This is a genomic window from Mucilaginibacter sp. OK268 (assembly GCF_900103125.1).
Lineage (GTDB): Bacteria > Bacteroidota > Bacteroidia > Sphingobacteriales > Sphingobacteriaceae > Mucilaginibacter.
This window is the reverse complement of sequence record NZ_FNJV01000001.1, coordinates 1300559-1318695: the sequence shown is the minus strand read 5'-3', so window position 1 is coordinate 1318695 and position 18137 is coordinate 1300559. Positions and strand designations below refer to the sequence as shown.

12 protein-coding genes are annotated in these 18137 nt (G+C 40.3%); 9 read left to right on the top strand and 3 right to left on the bottom strand.

The genetic code is table 11. The annotated features are described in order from the left end of the window. Positions 1–6: 6 nt before the first annotated feature. The 3 genes from BLR84_RS05330 to BLR84_RS05320 form a co-directional block, all read right to left on the bottom strand. On the bottom strand, positions 7–594 hold the full coding sequence (locus BLR84_RS05330; RefSeq protein ID WP_176851955.1) for an acyltransferase: 588 nt from the start codon (positions 592–594) through the stop codon (positions 7–9). Between the two features lie 88 nt (positions 595–682). Further along, complete coding sequence (locus tag BLR84_RS05325; RefSeq protein ID WP_090465338.1) at positions 683–2044, bottom strand: lipopolysaccharide biosynthesis protein; 1362 nt, start codon at positions 2042–2044, stop codon at positions 683–685. Positions 2045–2061: 17 nt separating this feature from the next. After that, complete coding sequence (locus tag BLR84_RS05320; protein WP_090465336.1) at positions 2062–4464, bottom strand: GumC family protein; 2403 nt, start codon at positions 4462–4464, stop codon at positions 2062–2064. A gap of 285 nt (positions 4465–4749) precedes the next feature. Between BLR84_RS05320 and BLR84_RS05315 the strand changes: the two genes are divergently transcribed. The 9 genes from BLR84_RS05315 to BLR84_RS05275 all read left to right on the top strand — a co-directional run bounded on the left by BLR84_RS05315 (position 4750) and on the right by BLR84_RS05275 (position 18136). After that, complete coding sequence (locus tag BLR84_RS05315; RefSeq protein ID WP_090465333.1) at positions 4750–4953, top strand: hypothetical protein; 204 nt, start codon at positions 4750–4752, stop codon at positions 4951–4953. A 334-nt stretch (positions 4954–5287) separates the two neighbouring features. After that, the gene (locus BLR84_RS05310) at positions 5288–7840 is read left to right on the top strand and encodes a hypothetical protein (protein ID WP_090465330.1); all 2553 of its coding nucleotides are present in this window, start codon (positions 5288–5290) and stop codon (positions 7838–7840) included. A 480-nt stretch (positions 7841–8320) separates the two neighbouring features. Next, positions 8321–11347, top strand: coding sequence for a SusC/RagA family TonB-linked outer membrane protein (locus BLR84_RS05305; RefSeq protein ID WP_090465327.1), 3027 nt, complete (start codon positions 8321–8323; stop codon positions 11345–11347). A gap of 20 nt (positions 11348–11367) precedes the next feature. Beyond that, positions 11368–12984, top strand: coding sequence for a RagB/SusD family nutrient uptake outer membrane protein (locus BLR84_RS05300; protein ID WP_090465324.1), 1617 nt, complete (start codon positions 11368–11370; stop codon positions 12982–12984). A 332-nt stretch (positions 12985–13316) separates the two neighbouring features. Then, entirely contained in the window at positions 13317–14117 is an 801-nt protein-coding gene (locus BLR84_RS05295; RefSeq protein WP_255366862.1) for a phosphatidylinositol-specific phospholipase C/glycerophosphodiester phosphodiesterase family protein, read from the top strand. A 225-nt stretch (positions 14118–14342) separates the two neighbouring features. Next, positions 14343–15395, top strand: a complete 1053-nt coding sequence (locus tag BLR84_RS05290; RefSeq protein WP_090465321.1) for a hypothetical protein — start codon at positions 14343–14345, stop codon at positions 15393–15395. A 99-nt stretch (positions 15396–15494) separates the two neighbouring features. Further along, positions 15495–16301 (top strand): cytidylyltransferase domain-containing protein, encoded by an 807-nt coding sequence (locus tag BLR84_RS05285; RefSeq protein WP_090465318.1) that lies wholly within the window; start codon positions 15495–15497, stop codon positions 16299–16301. A 28-nt stretch (positions 16302–16329) separates the two neighbouring features. After that, positions 16330–17193 carry a transketolase gene (locus tag BLR84_RS05280; protein WP_255366861.1) on the top strand — a complete coding sequence of 288 codons (864 nt, stop codon included), beginning with the start codon at positions 16330–16332 and terminating at the stop codon, positions 17191–17193. Positions 17194–17197: 4 nt separating this feature from the next. Next, a complete protein-coding gene (locus BLR84_RS05275; protein WP_090465316.1) occupies positions 17198–18136 on the top strand; it encodes a transketolase family protein in 939 nt (312 codons plus the stop codon). Position 18137: the final 1 nt, after the last annotated feature.

The window sequence follows — 18137 nt, the reverse complement described above, 5'->3', positions numbered from 1 at the left end:
TAATATTTAAGCCGTTGTTGCATAAACAAAATTATCGCGCACGTACCGGGCTGGGTTCCCTGCCCAAACCTGCTCATCCGGAATATCTTCAAACACGACTGAGCCTGCCCCTACAATAGAGTTTTTACCAATGGTTACTCCTTTTAAAATAGTACTGTGCCCACCTATAAAAGCGCCGTCACGAATAATAACCGGCTTTGTTTTTACACCATCCAGCCGTTCGGGATAGCTATTCCTCATCCGTGCGTCAAGCGAATGGAAGTCGGTATCATAGATAACCGTATTGATACCTATTTTTACGTTATTACCGATGCTTATTTTATTGTGGCAAATAAAAGCTACCGAGGTAACACCCACATTGTCACCAATGGATAACTCGCCGCCTTTGGCCACCACAAAGTAGCATTGCTGCTGCCGGCCTCCCATGGCATGATATTTACCGCTATTAAACCAAAACCTCCGGCCAATGGAGAAAGTTCCCTGCATGTTAATGTCCAATATGGGGATGCCAAAACCAACAAAGTCGCGGTGATATTTTACGCCGTTCAAATAAAATTTAAAACTGCTGATCAGCCACGAGTATTGACGTGCCATTTTATAGTAGAGCACCCGTAACAACCTGTAAAACTTCCTGATATAATACATGATCAACCTGATAATAATATTTCACCCCTGGCCCGTATCAGGCATTAAAAATGCCGGTAGCCGTTTTATTAATTATTTTTTTTGTTTGTATAGAAAAAAGCACTCCCATGATGATAAATAAAATAACATTGGATAGTGTTACCCCGGCCACTCCTATCTTTTTACCTAAAAAAACTGATAGTGGCACGTTTACTATGGAACCAACAATACCCACATACAACTGAAGCTTTATTTTACCTATCCCGTTTAAAAGCTGTACATGTATGGCTTGCCATATAATGGTAATAGTATAAAGGCACATGGCTATGGATAGCAAAATGGGTACTGTTATCGTTTTCCCCAGCCACAGGCGATATAACCAGGGTGATACGATGAGCAGGCATATAGCACAAAAGCTAAGGGCTATCCATAGTTTATTTATTTTGGCAACTGCGTTTTTGATCCACTCCAGGTCATTTTTGGTATACGCTTCAGTAAAAGCGCTCCAAAATGGCGTTATCACAATAACAAAGAACATCAGGATCACCGAAAACAACTTGTAAGCCACATTAAAAGTAGTTACCTCCTTAGGGCCAAATAACTGGGTGATCACAATATTGTCTGTTTCATAAAGCACCAGGGCGTTTATTTGTATAATAAAAAACCCTCCGCCTACACCCAGCAACTCTTTGGCGTGTTTTAAGTTAATCGACCCAAAGCTCGGTGCAAGCTCCTTATAGCTACTATTATAGTACCAGATGCTGCCCGCTACCAATACTACTAATGGCAAACCGGCTATGATAATAACCACATCAAGCAATTCGCCCTGTTTAACCCGCATTAAAAACAGTACCGCTACAAGCGATAATATTTGCCCCATGAGGTTTAAAAAAGCGGTTTTGGCCGGGGCCTGATTTGCCGTTAAAACGTTATTGATCAGTTGTATTACAAACTGAAAACAAAAAAACGCGAACACGATCAGTACGATCATGCTCAGGTACCCTGCTGGTGTGTTATGCGCGTTTAATATCTGCTGCCATTTGATGTAGGGGTTAACAAAATAAAACACTACAAACATGATGCTTGATATAATAAACAACAACGCGTAGGTTGAGCTAACATAACTTTTTGCCGACGAAACATCGCCCAATGATATCATGGCTGCAAGCTTATTACGCAACCCGTTCCCAAGCCCCATATCAAACAAACCGGCCCAGGTTATAATGGAGCTCAGCGTTAGCCAGATACCATATTGAGTTGGGTTAATGTACTTGATAGTAAGCGGGATGAGTAACAACGAAATAGCCACGCTGCCCCCCTTCAACAAAACTGATTGAATGATATTCTTTTTGGTTTTCAAAGAACGCTCGTGTCCCTTTGTAAAAAAGCGCTGAACATGAGTTTGTATAGCCTGTAACATAACTTATCTGCTATATTTTATGTGTTAGGTTGTTTTGTTTTATTAAAAATGGATGTCAGGGCATTCCCTTTATCTTCAATCCCTTCATAACCGTAACCATAGTTACCGTAACCATGACCATAACCGGTAATGCTGTTCTTTTTAAGCTCAATATCATTTACGATAAGGTATAGATGTTTGGCCTTTTTTGATTTGTGCAGATCGTTAACTATTCCCAGTTGTGATTTGTAGGTATAGTTTTGCCTTACTACGTAACAAGTGATATCCACAAACTCTTCAATGATCAGCGCATCAGAAACCAGTCCTACCGGGGCACTATCAATGATCACATAATCAAACCTGGTTCGCAGTTCTTCTATCAAGGTTTTTAACCTGTCGTGCATTAATAACTCGGTCGGGTTCGGAGGGATAGGGCCCGATGATATGAAAAAGAAGTTTTCATTAAAAGTAGAAGGCTTGATCAAATTATCAATACTTTCCTCTTCGTTTGAAATTACATAATTGGTAAAACCATGATCGTTTTCGACACCGATATTTTTCAGCAGCCTTGGTTTGCGCAAATCAAGCTCAAGTAACACTACTTTTTTGCCAGACATGGCTATGGAATTACCCAGGTTAAGGGAAATAAATGATTTGCCCTCCCCGCTCATACTCGAGGTAAAGAGGATCACATTCGACTTTCCTTTCTCCGTAACATATTTCAGGTTGGTACGTACCGCCCTGATCTCTTCCGAAACTATAGAGCGGAAATCATTATATATTAAAAGCTTGTTACGGTTGGTGTTCCGGCTTATTTCGCCCAGCAACGGCACACTGGTATGTTTTTCAATATCAGCCTTACTGTTAATCTTGATATTCAGCATCTCTTTTATACTTAAGCCCGTGGCCGGTAAAAAGATGCCTGCAAACAAAGCGATAAGGTATATCAACGATTGTTTCGGTGCGAAAGGTTTTTCACTACTCTCTGCAACATCCAATATGCGTACGCTTGACATGGTTGCATTTTGAGAGATGGCTGTCTCTTCTTTTTTCTGCAGCAGAAATAAGTAAAGATCCTGTTTTAAGCTTTGCTGTCTGGAGTAATCCAGATAGATCCGCTCTTTTACCGGGGCATCAGATATCTTGTTTTCGATAAATGAGTTTTGCTTTTTGAATGTCTGTTGCGAAACCTCCAAACTGTTACGATAATTTTTAATGCTCGCCATCAATGACCGGCGGGACAGTTCAATTTGCTGGTTAAGGTTTTGTATGATGGTGCTGTTATCAGTAAGGTTTAGCTTAAGCTGTTCTTTCCGTAAAAGCATTTCATTATAGGCATTTATGGCGGTCCCAAAGGCAACATCCTTGGTTATCAGCGAGCTTGGTACAACCTGCGGGTTATTGGCATCATTTACATATTTGTACAGATCATTTACTACTGCCAATTGCACCGAGTTATCATTCAGTTTACTCTGATACTGATTAGCTCCCTCAACAAGTGCTTTTGATTGCGCGTTGATATCTGATATTTTATTCTGAACCTTATATTGCTCCAGGTTTTTTTCAACTTTACCAAGCTCGTCCCCAACAACCAACAAGCGGGCATTGATGAATTTCATGGTGCTATCGGCCTTACGTATCTTATTAGATAAGTTGCTTTGCAGGTACATCTCCATCAACGTTTGCAAAATCAATTCACCATGATCCGGGTTTTCATAGCTTAGCTGCAGGTTTATCACCGTGGCTTGTTTATCATCAAGCCCGGCAGCTAAGTTATCGGTCAGATCTTTTGCGGCCTGTTTTTTTGACTGGATATTTAACTTGTAATATCCGGAAGGTTTAAATTTGTCGGTTTTGTTTAAGGTAAGATCGTACTGACCAAGCTGAATTGGTTTCCCAAACTCGCCGTTAATATCCAGATCCTCTTTACTGTTCTTAATCCGGAAAGTTGTATTGCTGAGTATAGCTATTTTGTACTTACTAAAACGGATATCTTTCTTTTTGTAATCAACAAATACCGAGAAGGGCGCGTTGTCATGTATTTCAAAGCTTTTCCAGCCATTGTTATCCAGCACATGAATATTCAGGTTTAGCTTGGCAACCGTGCGGTTTATAAGACTTGTTGATTTTAATATTTTAACCTCATTATCGGCATTGCTCTTTACATCAAACAGTGAGGCCAGGTCGGCGTTCAATCCATTGGTCAACGCTTTCTCCGGAGTACCCTGCTCATCTTCAACAATTACCTTACCCAATATGCTCCATTGATTCGGACTATACTGTATATAAACGAATCCGGCTATCAGGCAAGCAATGATGCTTAATGCAAATACATACCAATAATTAAGGCACAAAGCGATTAACCCTCTTACATCGCTGGGCCCTTCTTCTTTCTTGTATGTAAAATCAAGTTTTTCGGCCAAAATGTCTGTATTATCCATCTGTTTTTTTTAATATAAGTACAAGGTGTTAAGGTGTTCTTTTTTATTATTAATCCGCAAGATTTATCGATACGTAACCCGGTATCAAATTGTAAAGTAATACGGTTTTAGCTATAGGAAAGTTAAGCTCAAAAGACTGGCTTGAAGGGGAAGTTAACAGAATGAACAATGTGAACAAGTTTATAATAATGAATAAAATAAACAAACCTCCTATATGAGCTTTATACATAACTATGCATAACCTTTATTAAGCCACCAAGCGGATTTTAACCTAAAAACCGACTTATGATAAATAACATTACAAGTGACAAGGTTGCGGCACTTGCCGTGATCTTAGCTGCCATAACAGGTATTTATGGCTTTGTGAAATTAAAAAAACTAAGTATTAAAGCACCAGGAAACATCCTTACCGACGAACAATCGGATTTATTGGTGATGGGTATTTTCCATGTATTAATTTGCGCGGTATCTATTTTTTCGCTTTTATAACAAGCGAACAAAAAAACGCCCTATAGGCAATAAATTAACCTATAGGCAACCGGTCCAATAATCCACATAATTACTGTATCGCCCCCGAACAGCAATTTATGAATAAAAATATCCTGTATAATTGTTCATTTAACAGGAAAAATGAATAAAATCAATAGAAACATTCATTTCGTTCATTAAGAGCGGAAATAAAATGTTAGGCTATAAAATTACATACATTCATAAACTTATAATTAACCTACTGATCAACTAAAACTTATAATGTAGGGTGATGGTGTTTTGATTATCAATAAAATATTCATTAAAAGCCATATGCCCGATACTTTTTAATAATATGACAGCCTTTTCATCGCAGCTATTTGAATTATTAAAATCGTATGTTTTAGAAAACTCACACCTTACCCGCATCCAGGCAAGTGATTGTAAAACACTTTCGGCCCAAATCAGTAATAAAACAAGCCATACTGTAAGCGAGACTACTTTAAAACGGATCTATGGCTTTGCGCTAAGTAAATTTAAACCATCGCTATTTACCATAGATGTTTTATCAAACTATTGCGGATATAATGGCTGGGACGACTTTTGTAAAAAACAGGACAAACAACATACTAACAGCAATCACAAAAATGCTGATTGGGATTCTTTGAGTCAAAAAGCTGCCAAGATCACTAATTTTACGCTACAGGCCTTAAAAAACAAATCAGGCATTCCGTTTAATCAGAGCATCAAAAGAAGCTTTCTCGAAAAACATTTTGATGAATTTTTAAAAGGCGACTACGCAGCAACAGTTTTACTAGCCCCTCCTTCCTATGGTAAAACCATAGCGCTGTGCCATTGGGTAGATGAAAGACAGGCGCTGAATATTACATCGGGTAGCAATGATATCATCCTTTTTTTCAGCAGTAATGCCTTAATGAATGTTTTGATCAGCGGGAAGGACTTTAACGACTGGCTGTTGGCCTTATTGGGCTATACACTTGAAGAAGATATTATTTCCCTGCTTGATGAAAATAAGCGTAAGGAAGGTAACTTTTACCTTATTATTGATGGCCTGGATGAACATATGTTTAAAAACAACTGGTTTCAATTGTTACTTGACCAGTTAATGGACATTTTTTCATTTTATCAAGCGCACAAATGGTTTAAGATGGTTTTAACCATGCGATCTGCAAACTGGATTAACAACCGGCATGTACTGGATCCTGATCACCCCAAATGGTTTATCGGCACGATCATTGATCCGCAATTAAACAGCAATGTACCGCTCTTCAACTTACAGGAAATAAAAGAGCTATGTCTCAACATTAACCCGGAAATGCAAACGCTGATACCGGCCGAGGTTGCCAGCAGTTTTAATCACCCGCTCTACTTCCAGTTTTATTATAAACAGCATAAGGACAACTTTTCGCTTAATAATATCGATCATACTTCCATTTACGATCTGATCTCCAATTTTATATTTAATAAAATTTACCTGGGGCACCACGCTGCAGATAAAACCCTGCTGTTAAAAGGGCTTATCGAAAACATGGATTTTAAAAGGCGTGAGTATGATGTGGATAAATTAAGGGTAAATGATCTGTTCAGTCAATATAATCAAGCTTATAAAGATTTATTAAGCATTGGTTTTTTAAAAGAAACCAATACAAGCAATGATGCTCAGTTTAATACTTACGTTCAATTCGGGAATAATAATTTTTTAGAACTGGCCATAGCCAATAAATTATTATACGACAATAACAACACTTTTGACGGAAACCTGATAAAAGCTATTAACCTGTTATTTTCTAACAATGAGCTTAAAGTACCCATCATTAAGTGGTGCGTTATGCATGCGATGAAAAACGGACAGCAGGAGAATTTTTCGGCACTTTCCAAAGCTGACCTTAACCCCAGGGAAAGATCAGACCTGGTTGTTTTCCTGGGAGATATGCTTAATAAAGCCCACCTGGTTCAAAACAATACGGGTGCCATGGCCAATTACTTTAAACAAGATTGCAGTGATGGGCTGTTTTACTACTTTCTTGGACTTGAACTGATAACTCCCGATTACAAAAAAACTTTGCAATCATTGCTAAAATTCGAGCTATCTAACTACAAAAAGATCCTGACCAATAGCGCCCTGGCTATTATAGCTGTACTGCAATTAGATCTGTCCTCGCTGGAGGCTTATTTAATAAAGCTCAACGCTTTTTCGCATGAGGATTACCAGGAGTTTACCATAAGCCCGTTAGAGTGCCTTAATACCATATATTACTTTTTCAGATACGGCATTATAAAAAAAGACTTCTTTGTTACCATTACCAGATTTTATTTTAACCCGCCAAAACAAACCGGAAATCTGCGTTACAGCCAGGGGAATGATCTTGTTTACTTATTGGCTGGCTATACCCTTTTAATATGCCAGAAACCCAGGAAAATGCTCAGGTACATCAATGCGCTTCAAAAAGTGCATTTTAAAGATTCAATGGAAGCTACGGGCTATAATTTCTTTTTAAAAATACTACTGGCCGATTCGTACTTTTTATTAGGAAGAGTAAAAGAGCTTAAAACTATCCATGATCATATTTCTGAACTATTTAAAACAAAAGAAAATTCGTTTACCCCATACATGAAACTGGCGTTTTACAGCCTCAAAATTAAAAAAGCTATTCTTAACAACGAATACAATTCCATCCCCGGATATTTTAAATATTTAAACCAGGCTACAGAAAAATCAGGGAACAAGTTTGCAAAGGTATTTACCATAAACTTATTGATAAATAGTCCCGCTATTGTAAATCAGGATGAGGCCTTTTATAAACAACTGGCGTACAGCAATTCCAGAGCTCTGCGTGAATGCGGGTTGAGTCCTGAAATATTTTCTAATCATGATTTTTCTAATTAATAAGGCATAAGGGCGAATTGAGTTCAATCCCTAATTACTTTTAAACAAAAACGTTTAAGTAATTTGCTCACTTACCAAATGAATTAATTAAAACCTATTTTTAAACCATTGTAACAGCTATTTCTTTAGCTTATTACATGAAAAACCAATAATAAACTTACTAAATTAATAAGTTCCAACTGCAGGCAATAAACCCATTTATTACCTTTTTTAAGTTGTTTAACCGATATTAAGCTAATTTTAATAATTAGTTTTTGCTATATAACCAATTTATGGCATAACTAATCTTTTTTATGTATTAAAATTCTGTAAATCAATAAATTAATACAAAAAACAACACCAATTAACCAAATCACTCATTTCAACCTAAATGAAAAAGCTAATGTTCACTTGATGATTTCCTAACATGCACATCATTCCTTTGCAGCGGAAAAATGCGATTCCTGAGTTTAGTTTAATTAATTGTCCAAAACACACATTATGAAAAAAATTTACCACTGTTTTTTCCAGAAAACACATCATTTATCCAGGCATGGTTTACTCATTGCCTGCGCAATATTGCTTACCGCGCTACAAGCTTTTTCACAAACCGGCAGGCTTGTAAAAGGAACCGTAACCGACGAAACCAACACACCATTACCGGGTGTTGTAGTAACCGTTAAAAGCACGGGCAAAGCAACTACTACCAACAGTAATGGTGGTTACTCCGTTACTGTAAGCGGCCCGGGCGATGTTTTAAAATTCACATTTTTGGGTTCGGTACCTAAAGAGGTTACCGCTGGTGATAAAGCAGCAATCAACATTACGCTTGTAACTGATACCAAACAGTTGAAAGATGTGGTAGTTATTGGTTACGGTACATCAAGCCGTAAGGATGTTACCGGCGCTATAACATCGGTAAAGGCCGAGGATTTTAACGCGGGTGTGTTAACTACTCCTGCTGAGCTATTACAAGGTAAAGTAGCGGGTTTAAACATCACCAAAAGCGGCGACCCCAACAAACAACCCTCAACTATATTAAGAGGACCATCAACATTACGCGACGGTGCGACGCAGCCATTTTATGTAATTGATGGAGTACCCGGCGCTTCTATAGATTTATTGGCACCTGCCGATATTGAAAGCATTGACGTGCTAAAAGATGCATCCTCAACAGCTATATACGGTTCACGTGCTGCCAATGGCGTAATCATGGTTACAACCCGCAAAGCAAAAGCAGGCCAAACCAGGTTAAACTATAGTGCGTATGGCGCTGTTGAAAACGTATCCAAAAACATTGATGTACTTACAGGCGATGAACTGCGTAAATACTTAACGGATAATGGCGTACCCAAACTGAGCGCAGCCGACGACGATGGTTCAAATACCAACTGGCAGAAACTGGCAGAAAGAACAGGCTATTCGCAAAACCATAACCTTTCTTATGGTGGTGCAGGTACCAATTCAGAATATGGTGCAAGTGTAAACTACATGAAAAATAATGGTATATTAAAAAATACCAGCCTGGAGCGTACTATCTACAAAGGTTATATCAACCAGCGTTTTTTTAATGATCGTTTAAAATTAGGCATCACGCTTACCAACAGCGCCACCAAAAACAACGATATATTCCAAAGCCAGGTATTATCGGGTATTTTGTTCTATTTACCAACGGTGGGTCCTTTTAACCCGGATGGCACTTATAAAGAAAACTATACCCGTACAGGCAGCGGACCATTGAATCCGCTATCGTTAATTAACAATAACTTTATCAAAACAGAGAACAACAAAACCCTGATCAATGGTTTTGCTTCTGTTGACATTTTAAACGGTTTAAAGTTTACCGTATCTGGATCAACCCAAAAGGAACAAAACAACGTTAATACCTATTCCACCAGTCAGTCTGGTATATACGTTAACGCTGGTGGTGTAGCGGCCCGCAGTGCTTATACCAATACCAGTAACGTTGTAGAAGCTTATTTTAATTACGACCGCATTTTTGGTCGGCATTCCCTTAAATTATTAGGTGGTTACTCTTATCAGCAGGATCGTAACGGTGACGGATTCGGGGTACAAACCCAGGGATTTTCAAATGATGCTTTAACTTATAATTATTTAGCATTCTCCAATCCTACCCAGCTTTCACAAATTATTTTTAACCCGAGTTACAATATAAATGGCACTACCCCGCCAACCTATATATCTACTTTAAGGTTAATATCTTTTTATGCCCGTGCACAATATCAATTTGCTGACAAGTATTTGCTGCAGGCTTCATTAAGGGAAGATGGATCTTCGGGTTTCGGTTTAAACGTTCGCCATGGCTATTTCCCTGCGGCTTCTGCCGGATGGAAGATCATCAGCGAAGATTTTATGAAATCTGTTCCGGTTATCAGCGACTTGAAATTAAGGGCCGGTTATGGTGTATCTGGTAACAGTGCAGGGTTCGACGCCTTTACTGCTCAGTTAATTTACGGCGTGCCTCCGGGTGGTGGTAAATTTTTAAGTAATGGTAATATAGTTAACCCTATCGGCCCCGTACGTAATGACAACCCAAATCTGAAATGGGAAAGTACCGCTACTACCAACATAGGTTTGGACTTTGGTATACTCAACAACCGCATTACCGGTTCTGTTGATTATTATATCAAGAAGACCTCCGATCTGATCACTACCCTCCAGGTATCAACTACCCAATATTTTTATCCGCTTTTAACCGCAAACGTAGGTAAAATGAAAAATAGCGGTATTGAAGTTGTATTAAATGCCATACCTGTAAAATCGGGGGCTTTTACCTGGCGCACCTCGTTAAACTTTTCACATAATAAAAACGTGGTACAAAGTTTATCACAGGGTGGCCTGGTTCTTCCATACATTCAAACTGCCCAGTTAGGTGGTAAAGGTCAATCGGGCAACTACAGCCAGATCATACAACCAGGTTATGCTCTTGGTACTTTTGACCTGTGGCACTATTTGGGCAAAAATGCCAACGGCGTTAGTACTTATCAAAAAGCCGATGGATCAACAACGGCCGCCCAACCATTAACTACCGATCAGTTTATTAAATATGATGCACAGCCTAAATTGGTTTACGGCTGGAGCAACAGCTTCTTCTACAAAAACTTCGACTTTAACTTCCTGGTTCGCGGGGTGTATGGCAACAAGATTTTAAATGCAACACTTGCCGGTTTAAATAACCCTGCCGACTCCAAATTACAAAACATTCCAAGATTTACTTTAGGCGAATCATTTAAAGATATCAATGCTTACCTGATCTCGGATCGTTTCCTGGAAAGCGGCTCGTACCTGCGTTTGGATAATGCCACTATTGGTTATACCATTAAGCCGCATATTCAGGCCTTTAAAAGCTTGCGTTTTTATGCCTCTGGCAATAATATTTTCGTCATTACCAAATACCGTGGTGTTGACCCGGAAATTGATATGGGCGGTTTAACTCCAGGTATCGATAACAAGAATTTTTATCCTAAAACACGCACCTTCAGCTTAGGTATAAACGCATCATTTTAATAACAGTTAAACAAACAAAAATGAAAAAGATATTCATCATATGTGCCGCGATAGTTGTGACGATAGGCACAATTTCTTGTACAAAATTAAATGTACCTGTTGAGTCGCAGTACGTAAAATCAAACTTCCCGGTAACCGATGCCGATTATACCGCATTACTGGGTACCATTTATTCTAACCTGTCATCAAGCTACGCCGTACCTTACTGGCGCATGCAGGATATGTCAACAGATGAAGCCATTTTACCTGCACGTGACGGCAACTTTGACGATGGTGGCCAATACCGCCAATTACATTACCATACCTGGACTTTTGATCATCCTAACGTAATAGGTGTATGGCAATGGGGTTTTGGTGGTATAAACACCTGTAACCGCATCATGAGCGTTATCAATAGTTCGTCATCATCAGCTGCAAAAAAGACATCTTCTATTGCCGAAGTTAAAGCGATGCGCGCCCTCTACCTTTATTTCATGATGGATTTGTACGGTAATGTGCCTATCATTACCGATTTCCCGGTAACCGCACAACCAGCAACACAGCCGCGCGCCAAGGTATATGCCTTTATTGAAAGCGAATTAAAAGCTGTTTTACCATTGCTACCAGCCAAAAGCAGCAACGCTACAACAAACGTATCACAATACGGTCGCCCAACTAAAGGAATGGTATTTGCCTTGTTGGCAAAAATGTATCTGAACTCTGGCGTATACACCGGTACCAATCGCTACCAGGAAACGGTAACCATGTGCGATAGCGTACAGGCTAATACCAACTATTATCTGGATGCTAAATACAGGGATATATTTTTACCAACCAACGGCCCGCAGATCAACGAAACCATATTTGCAGTACCTTATGACCAGCAAATACCGGGCAACCAGTTTACCCGTTTTGGTTTCTTTTATTACCTGGTGCAGGCATATGGTTTTAACGTAGGTTTGAGTATTGCCATGAGCACTACGCCTGAGTTTTATAACCGCTTTAACATTCCTGGAGATGACCGTACTAAAACCTGGCTGGCAGGCCCGCAATTTTATCCCGATGGTAATGGTGGTTTCACTAACCAACCGGTTTACTATCCGGCACCAAATGCTACTAAACAAATCAACCTCATACCTACATTAACCCTTACCGGATTAAAACCAATGGATTTGGGTAACGACATACTTACCTCACAATCAGAAGGTGTAAGATCGATCAAATACTATCCTGATGTTAACATCATCCAGGCAACTCGTTTAAACAGTAACGACGTACCGGTATTTCGTTTAGCTGATGTGTTACTGATGAAAGCTGAGGCCTTATTACGCGGAGCTACACCAACTACCATAAACGGCGAAACACAAACGCCACTAACATTGGTAAACAAGCTACGCCTGCGTGCCCACGCACAGGCTGCTTCATCAATTGATTTGGATGCTTTGTTAGATGAGCGTGCACGCGAGCTTTCATGGGAAGCATGGCGTCGTAATGACCTGATCCGTTTTGGTCAGTTCGAAAAAGAATATCTGCTACCAGTAGCTGGCGGAAAAGCGGATGATCTGAAAATGAACACAGATCCAACCCGCAGATTGTACCCTATCCCATCAACTGAGCTAAAAACCAACCCTAACCTGGTTCAAAACCCTGGTTATTAATTTGGATTTTGGAACAAGGATTTTTGGAACAAGGAGCAAGGACAAAAGGTCTTTGCTCCTTGTTCTTTTTTATACTTACCCTTTCATCTTTGCTCCTTATTCCTTAAATCCCTATTGCTTATCTTCTCTCCCCAAGCATCCTTACTCCAAAAGTCCTTATTCCTTGCTCTAAGAATCTTTGCTCCAAAACCTCCTCTTCACAAAACCTTAACATCAATGAAAAATTAATTAACTGTGTGCTAATATTTAAAACACATTCAACAGGTAGCTTTGTGCAACAAAAACAATTAATGATGCAAGCAGCAAGCTTTTGCCTAAAGCACCTAAAATTATTGTTCTTAGTTCTCCTGGTATTTACTGCCTTTAACTCCTACTCCCAAAATGTCCCGCTCGCCAACGCCTTTGCACATAATGATTATTGGCATAAACGACCGTTGTATGATGCTCTGGATAACGGGTATACCCATATAGAAGCTGATATTTATTTACGAAAGGGGAAATTAGTTGTAGCTCATTTACTCCCACTTTTTAAAAGACACCGGACACTGGAACGTCTATATCTGGATCCGCTGGCCAGCTGTATCAATGGTTCAAACGGGCAAGAATCCCGCATTGTTTATCCCATTACGCTGATGATCGATATTAAATCAAACGCGGTCAAAACATACGAGGCCTTGTCAGCAGTGCTCGAAAAATATAAAAGTATACTTTCCGGCTACGAGGATGGTGTATTTGTTCAGCGCCAGATCACGATAGTGATAACCGGTAACAAACCATTTGATATCCTGAAAAACCAGCAAAACCGTTTGGCCTTTATTGACGAGGACCTGATGAAGGTTCAACAGGACACCTCATCAACAAATATTTACCGCACGGCAAGCTGTAGGTACTCCCGGCTGGTGAATTGGAACGGTAGCGGTGCTTTCCCTGTTTTACAAAAAGCGCGCTTGTGTAAATATGTAAGCATGGCACATCGGTTTGGTAAAAAAGTACGGTTATGGGCATCACCAGAAAATCCGGTGGTTTGGAATGAATTGCTTGACTGTGGTGTCGATCTGATCAATACGGATAAACTTCCGGAGCTTAAAAACTTCCTAACCAGGCGTGTAGCTTTTTCCGCGAATGCTAAATAATATAAAACATTAACCTTGAACGTGTTAAGTTAAAATTACCCTAATACATAATTAACTATTTCATAACCTTAAATTAGCATTATATAAAAGTAACAGCCATACTTTTAATCCATTGCGATGGTTTTAATATATGATGCATAATTTATTATAAAATATTTACATCAGTTAAGTTAAGCATACCATAACAGAAAACATTTGCCTTAACAATTAGTCATCAAACTATAAATGCAGAAAATACTGTTTATTACCGGTTCTGTAAACCAAACATCACAAATGCACCAGATAGCAAACGAACTGCCAGAGTTTGATTGCTGGTTTAGTCAGCTATTTACAGACAGCTATATATTAAACTTATTTATTAATCATACTTCGTTGCTTAACGGTACGATACTCTCAAACTACTATCGTACAAACTCCGAGAAATACCTTCATCAGCACGGCCTTCAAATTGATTATGGCGCAAGATTAAACCATTATGATCTGGTAGTTTTTTGCTCGGATATCCTGGTGCCCCGCCGCATGCGTAAAACCAAAACAGTATGGGTGCAGGAAGGCATGGTTGATAAATATACGTTGGTGAGTAAACTGGTGAAAATGTTGAAGCTGCCGACTTTTTTATGCGGCAACACCTCATTGAACGGCTCATCAAATGTTTGCGACGTTTACTGTTCAGCATCATTAGGTTACCGTCAGTACTTTATTAAAAACGGTACACACAGTAATAAGATAGCCGTTACCGGCATGCCTAATTACGATAACCTGGAACAATTTCTGGATAACGATTTCCCGCATCGTGATTATGTGATGGTAGCCACCACCGATATGCGCGAAACCTATCGTTTCGAAAACCGGCCCGCTTTTATTAAAAGCGCCGTGAAAATAGCCAATGGTAGACCTTTGCTCTTCAAATTGCACCCAAACGAGAATGCGGAACGTGCCGAAAAAGAGATCAGGAAACATGCCCCTGTAGATGCGATGATCTTTAAATCGGGGAATACCAATCATATGATCGCTAATTGCTGCGAACTGATCACCCAATATTCAACCGTGGTATATACTGGTATAGCATTAGGTAAAAAGGTACATTCCTGGTTTGATGTGGATGAGCTTAAAAAACTGGCGCCTATTCAAAATGGTGGTATCTCCGCACAAAAAATAGCACAGGTGTGCCGGGCTTATACTAAGCACAAAGGCATGTCTGAAAACTTTGATGTACAAAAAGCTTTAAATACACCAGGTGTCCCTTTTTATACAGAACAGTTGGTGGCTAACTATTAAGGGAGCAAGGATTGGGAGAGCAAAAAGCAAGGATTTTTGGAATAAACACAGATGAAAAATTCACTAAATCACTAATTCAGTAATTCACTAATTAAAAAAATGGTAGTTATCATCGTACAGGCCCGCATGGCATCAACCCGTTTACCCGGTAAAGTGATGTTACCTGTTTTGGGTAAAAGCATACTGGCTCTGATGATAGAGCGCCTGCAGATGATACAGCACGAAGCCGTTTTGGTGATAGCAACATCAGTTAACCCTGAGGACGATATTATTGAGCAGGAAGCCAGGCTCTTGGACATACCCTGTTACCGGGGCGATCAAAACAATTTGCTCGACCGCCATTACCAGGCTGCCCTGTTGCATAATGCCGACGTGGTATTAAAAACACCTTCGGATTGCCCGCTGATTGATCCCCGTATTATCGATCAGACGCTTACTTATTTTTTTGAACATACCGTTGCGCATGATTATGTAAGCAACCTGCATCCGGCTACCTGGCCCGATGGTAACGATGTAGAGATCATGACCATGGCCTGTTTAAAGCAAGCCTGGAAAAACGCAGAGAAAAACCTGGAGCTGGAACATACTACGCCTTATATCTGGGAAAACCCGCAACTGTTCAGCATGTGTAATGTAACCTGGGAAACCGGCCTGGATTATTCCATGTCGCACCGCTTTACGATTGACTACCAGGAAGACTACCTTTTTATTAAAAGGGTATTTGAGGAGCTGTACCCTACAAACAAAAGCTTTTCATGTGCTGACATCCTGGATCTGCTGGATCGTAAACCGGAGATCTACCAGATCAATGCCAACTATGCCGGTGTAAACTGGTATCGCAATCATTTAAACGAGTTAAGAACCATACAACCGAAGCAAACCAAACAAGCGCCGGTTAGCCAATAAAATATTAAATTAAAATAACCATTACCCCGTGGAAAACACAAAACATAGCGAACAGGAACTACAGGCCATAGCGCTAAAAGTGCGCGAACATATTGTGCGCATGTCAACAGCAGGCGGTTGCTTTACAGGAGCCTCTTTATCGGCAGTTGATATGATCGTTTACCTGTATAGCGAATTTCTGAACCTTACGCCTTCAAATTTAAAAGACACCAACCGTGATTACCTTTTTCTTTCTAAAGGCCATGATGTTCCAGCTTTATACGGCACATTGGTTGAATTGGGCTTTCTGCAAAAAGAACGACTGGATAACCATCTTTCTTTGAACGATCATATTTATTGGCACCCCAATACAAAAATCCCGGGAGTTGAGTTCCATTCAGGCTCACTGGGTCACCTGCCTTCGGTAGCCATAGGTGTTGCTATGGATCTCAAAATCAGCGGCAGCAACAACAAAGTAATATGTATCATGGGCGATGGCGAGTTAAACGAAGGCACCTGCTGGGAAGCCATACTGGTGGCCAATGCCTATCAGTTAGATAACCTGATCTTTGTGATCGACCGGAACCATTTCCAGGCCAATATGCGCACGGAGGATCTGATACCATTGGAGCCTTTAGTACAAAAATTTGAATCATTTGGTGCGGCGGTACATCGTATCAACGGCCATAGCTATACCGAATTGCATGAGGCCTTCAGCACCTACCCTTTTCAACAAGGCAAACTCAATGTAGTTATAGCCGATACCGTGCGCGGAAAAGGCCTCCCCAGTATACAGGAGCGAGCCGATCGCTGGTTCTGTAATTTCTCGGCCGATGAAGTCGAGCAGCTTTTACTGGAATTGCATGGCGAGCATATCACCTCATTAACATCAGAAACTTTAATTGTCAGATAAGCCCATGACCTACGAAGAATTATTAACCGAAACGGCCCTGAACGATGAACAGGTAGTAGTGATGACAGCCGAAAACCGCGCACTGGTGCGTAACCTGCCTGCCGTTATGGGTAAACGTTTTATTGATACCGGCATCACCGAGCAAACCATGATAGGTGCGGCGGCTGGTCTGGCCCTGCGTGGCCGTGTTCCGGTGGTACACGCCCTGGCTGCATTTTTAACCATGCGTGCTTTTGAATTTGTACGTACCGACCTGGGCATTGCCAATTTACCGGCTAAGCTAAGTGGTTTTATCCCCGGCTTTTTATCAGATGCAAACGGGCCTACTCACCAGGCTATTGAAGATATTTCCATTATGCGAGGCATCCCTAATGTTACTGTTTTTGCCCCGGCTGATGAGGACGACCTGGTAAAAATGCTACCGGAGATATGGAAATCGCCTAACCCGGCTTATACCCGTATTAATACTCGCAAGACCAGTCACGTACATGAGCCTTTTGAATTAGGTAAAGCCGAAGTGATCTGTTCAGGCAGTGATGTAACCATCTTAACCTATGGGTTAATGTTTGAGCAGGCCCTCATCGCTGTGGAGGTGTTGCAAAACGAAGGCCTATCAGTTGGTCTGGTAAACATGCGTAGCCTTAAACCGGTTGACGAAGCTATCATTCTGCAAGTAGCAGCCAGCAGCAACCTCATCGTTACCCTCGAAGATCATTTCCTTACCGGCGGCTTATATACTATTGTTGCCGAAGTATTATTACAATACCAAACCACGGCCAAGGTAATGCCTATCGCTTTAAAGGAAAGATGGTTCAGACCCGCCTTATTACCAGATGTATTACAAAACGAAGGCTTCTCCGGCAAACAAATAGCCGAGCGGATATTAGGCTATCAAACCGGGTACTCACAACCATCTATATTAACCCCAGAGTTTTCAGAATAAA

What these genes read in the sequence shown, in the direction of transcription:
- BLR84_RS05330 (WP_176851955.1), bottom strand. Translation starts at nt 594, where the DNA reads ATGGCACGTCAATACTCGTGGCTGATCAGCAGTTTTAAATTTTATTTG.
- BLR84_RS05325 (WP_090465338.1), bottom strand. Translation starts at nt 2,044, where the DNA reads ATGTTACAGGCTATACAAACTCATGTTCAGCGCTTTTTTACAAAGGGA.
- BLR84_RS05320 (WP_090465336.1), bottom strand. Translation starts at nt 4,464, where the DNA reads ATGGATAATACAGACATTTTGGCCGAAAAACTTGATTTTACATACAAG.
- BLR84_RS05315 (WP_090465333.1), top strand. Translation starts at nt 4,750, where the DNA reads ATGATAAATAACATTACAAGTGACAAGGTTGCGGCACTTGCCGTGATC.
- BLR84_RS05310 (WP_090465330.1), top strand. Translation starts at nt 5,288, where the DNA reads ATGACAGCCTTTTCATCGCAGCTATTTGAATTATTAAAATCGTATGTT.
- BLR84_RS05305 (WP_090465327.1), top strand. Translation starts at nt 8,321, where the DNA reads ATGAAAAAAATTTACCACTGTTTTTTCCAGAAAACACATCATTTATCC.
- BLR84_RS05300 (WP_090465324.1), top strand. Translation starts at nt 11,368, where the DNA reads ATGAAAAAGATATTCATCATATGTGCCGCGATAGTTGTGACGATAGGC.
- BLR84_RS05290 (WP_090465321.1), top strand. Translation starts at nt 14,343, where the DNA reads ATGCAGAAAATACTGTTTATTACCGGTTCTGTAAACCAAACATCACAA.
- BLR84_RS05285 (WP_090465318.1), top strand. Translation starts at nt 15,495, where the DNA reads ATGGTAGTTATCATCGTACAGGCCCGCATGGCATCAACCCGTTTACCC.
- BLR84_RS05275 (WP_090465316.1), top strand. Translation starts at nt 17,198, where the DNA reads ATGACCTACGAAGAATTATTAACCGAAACGGCCCTGAACGATGAACAG.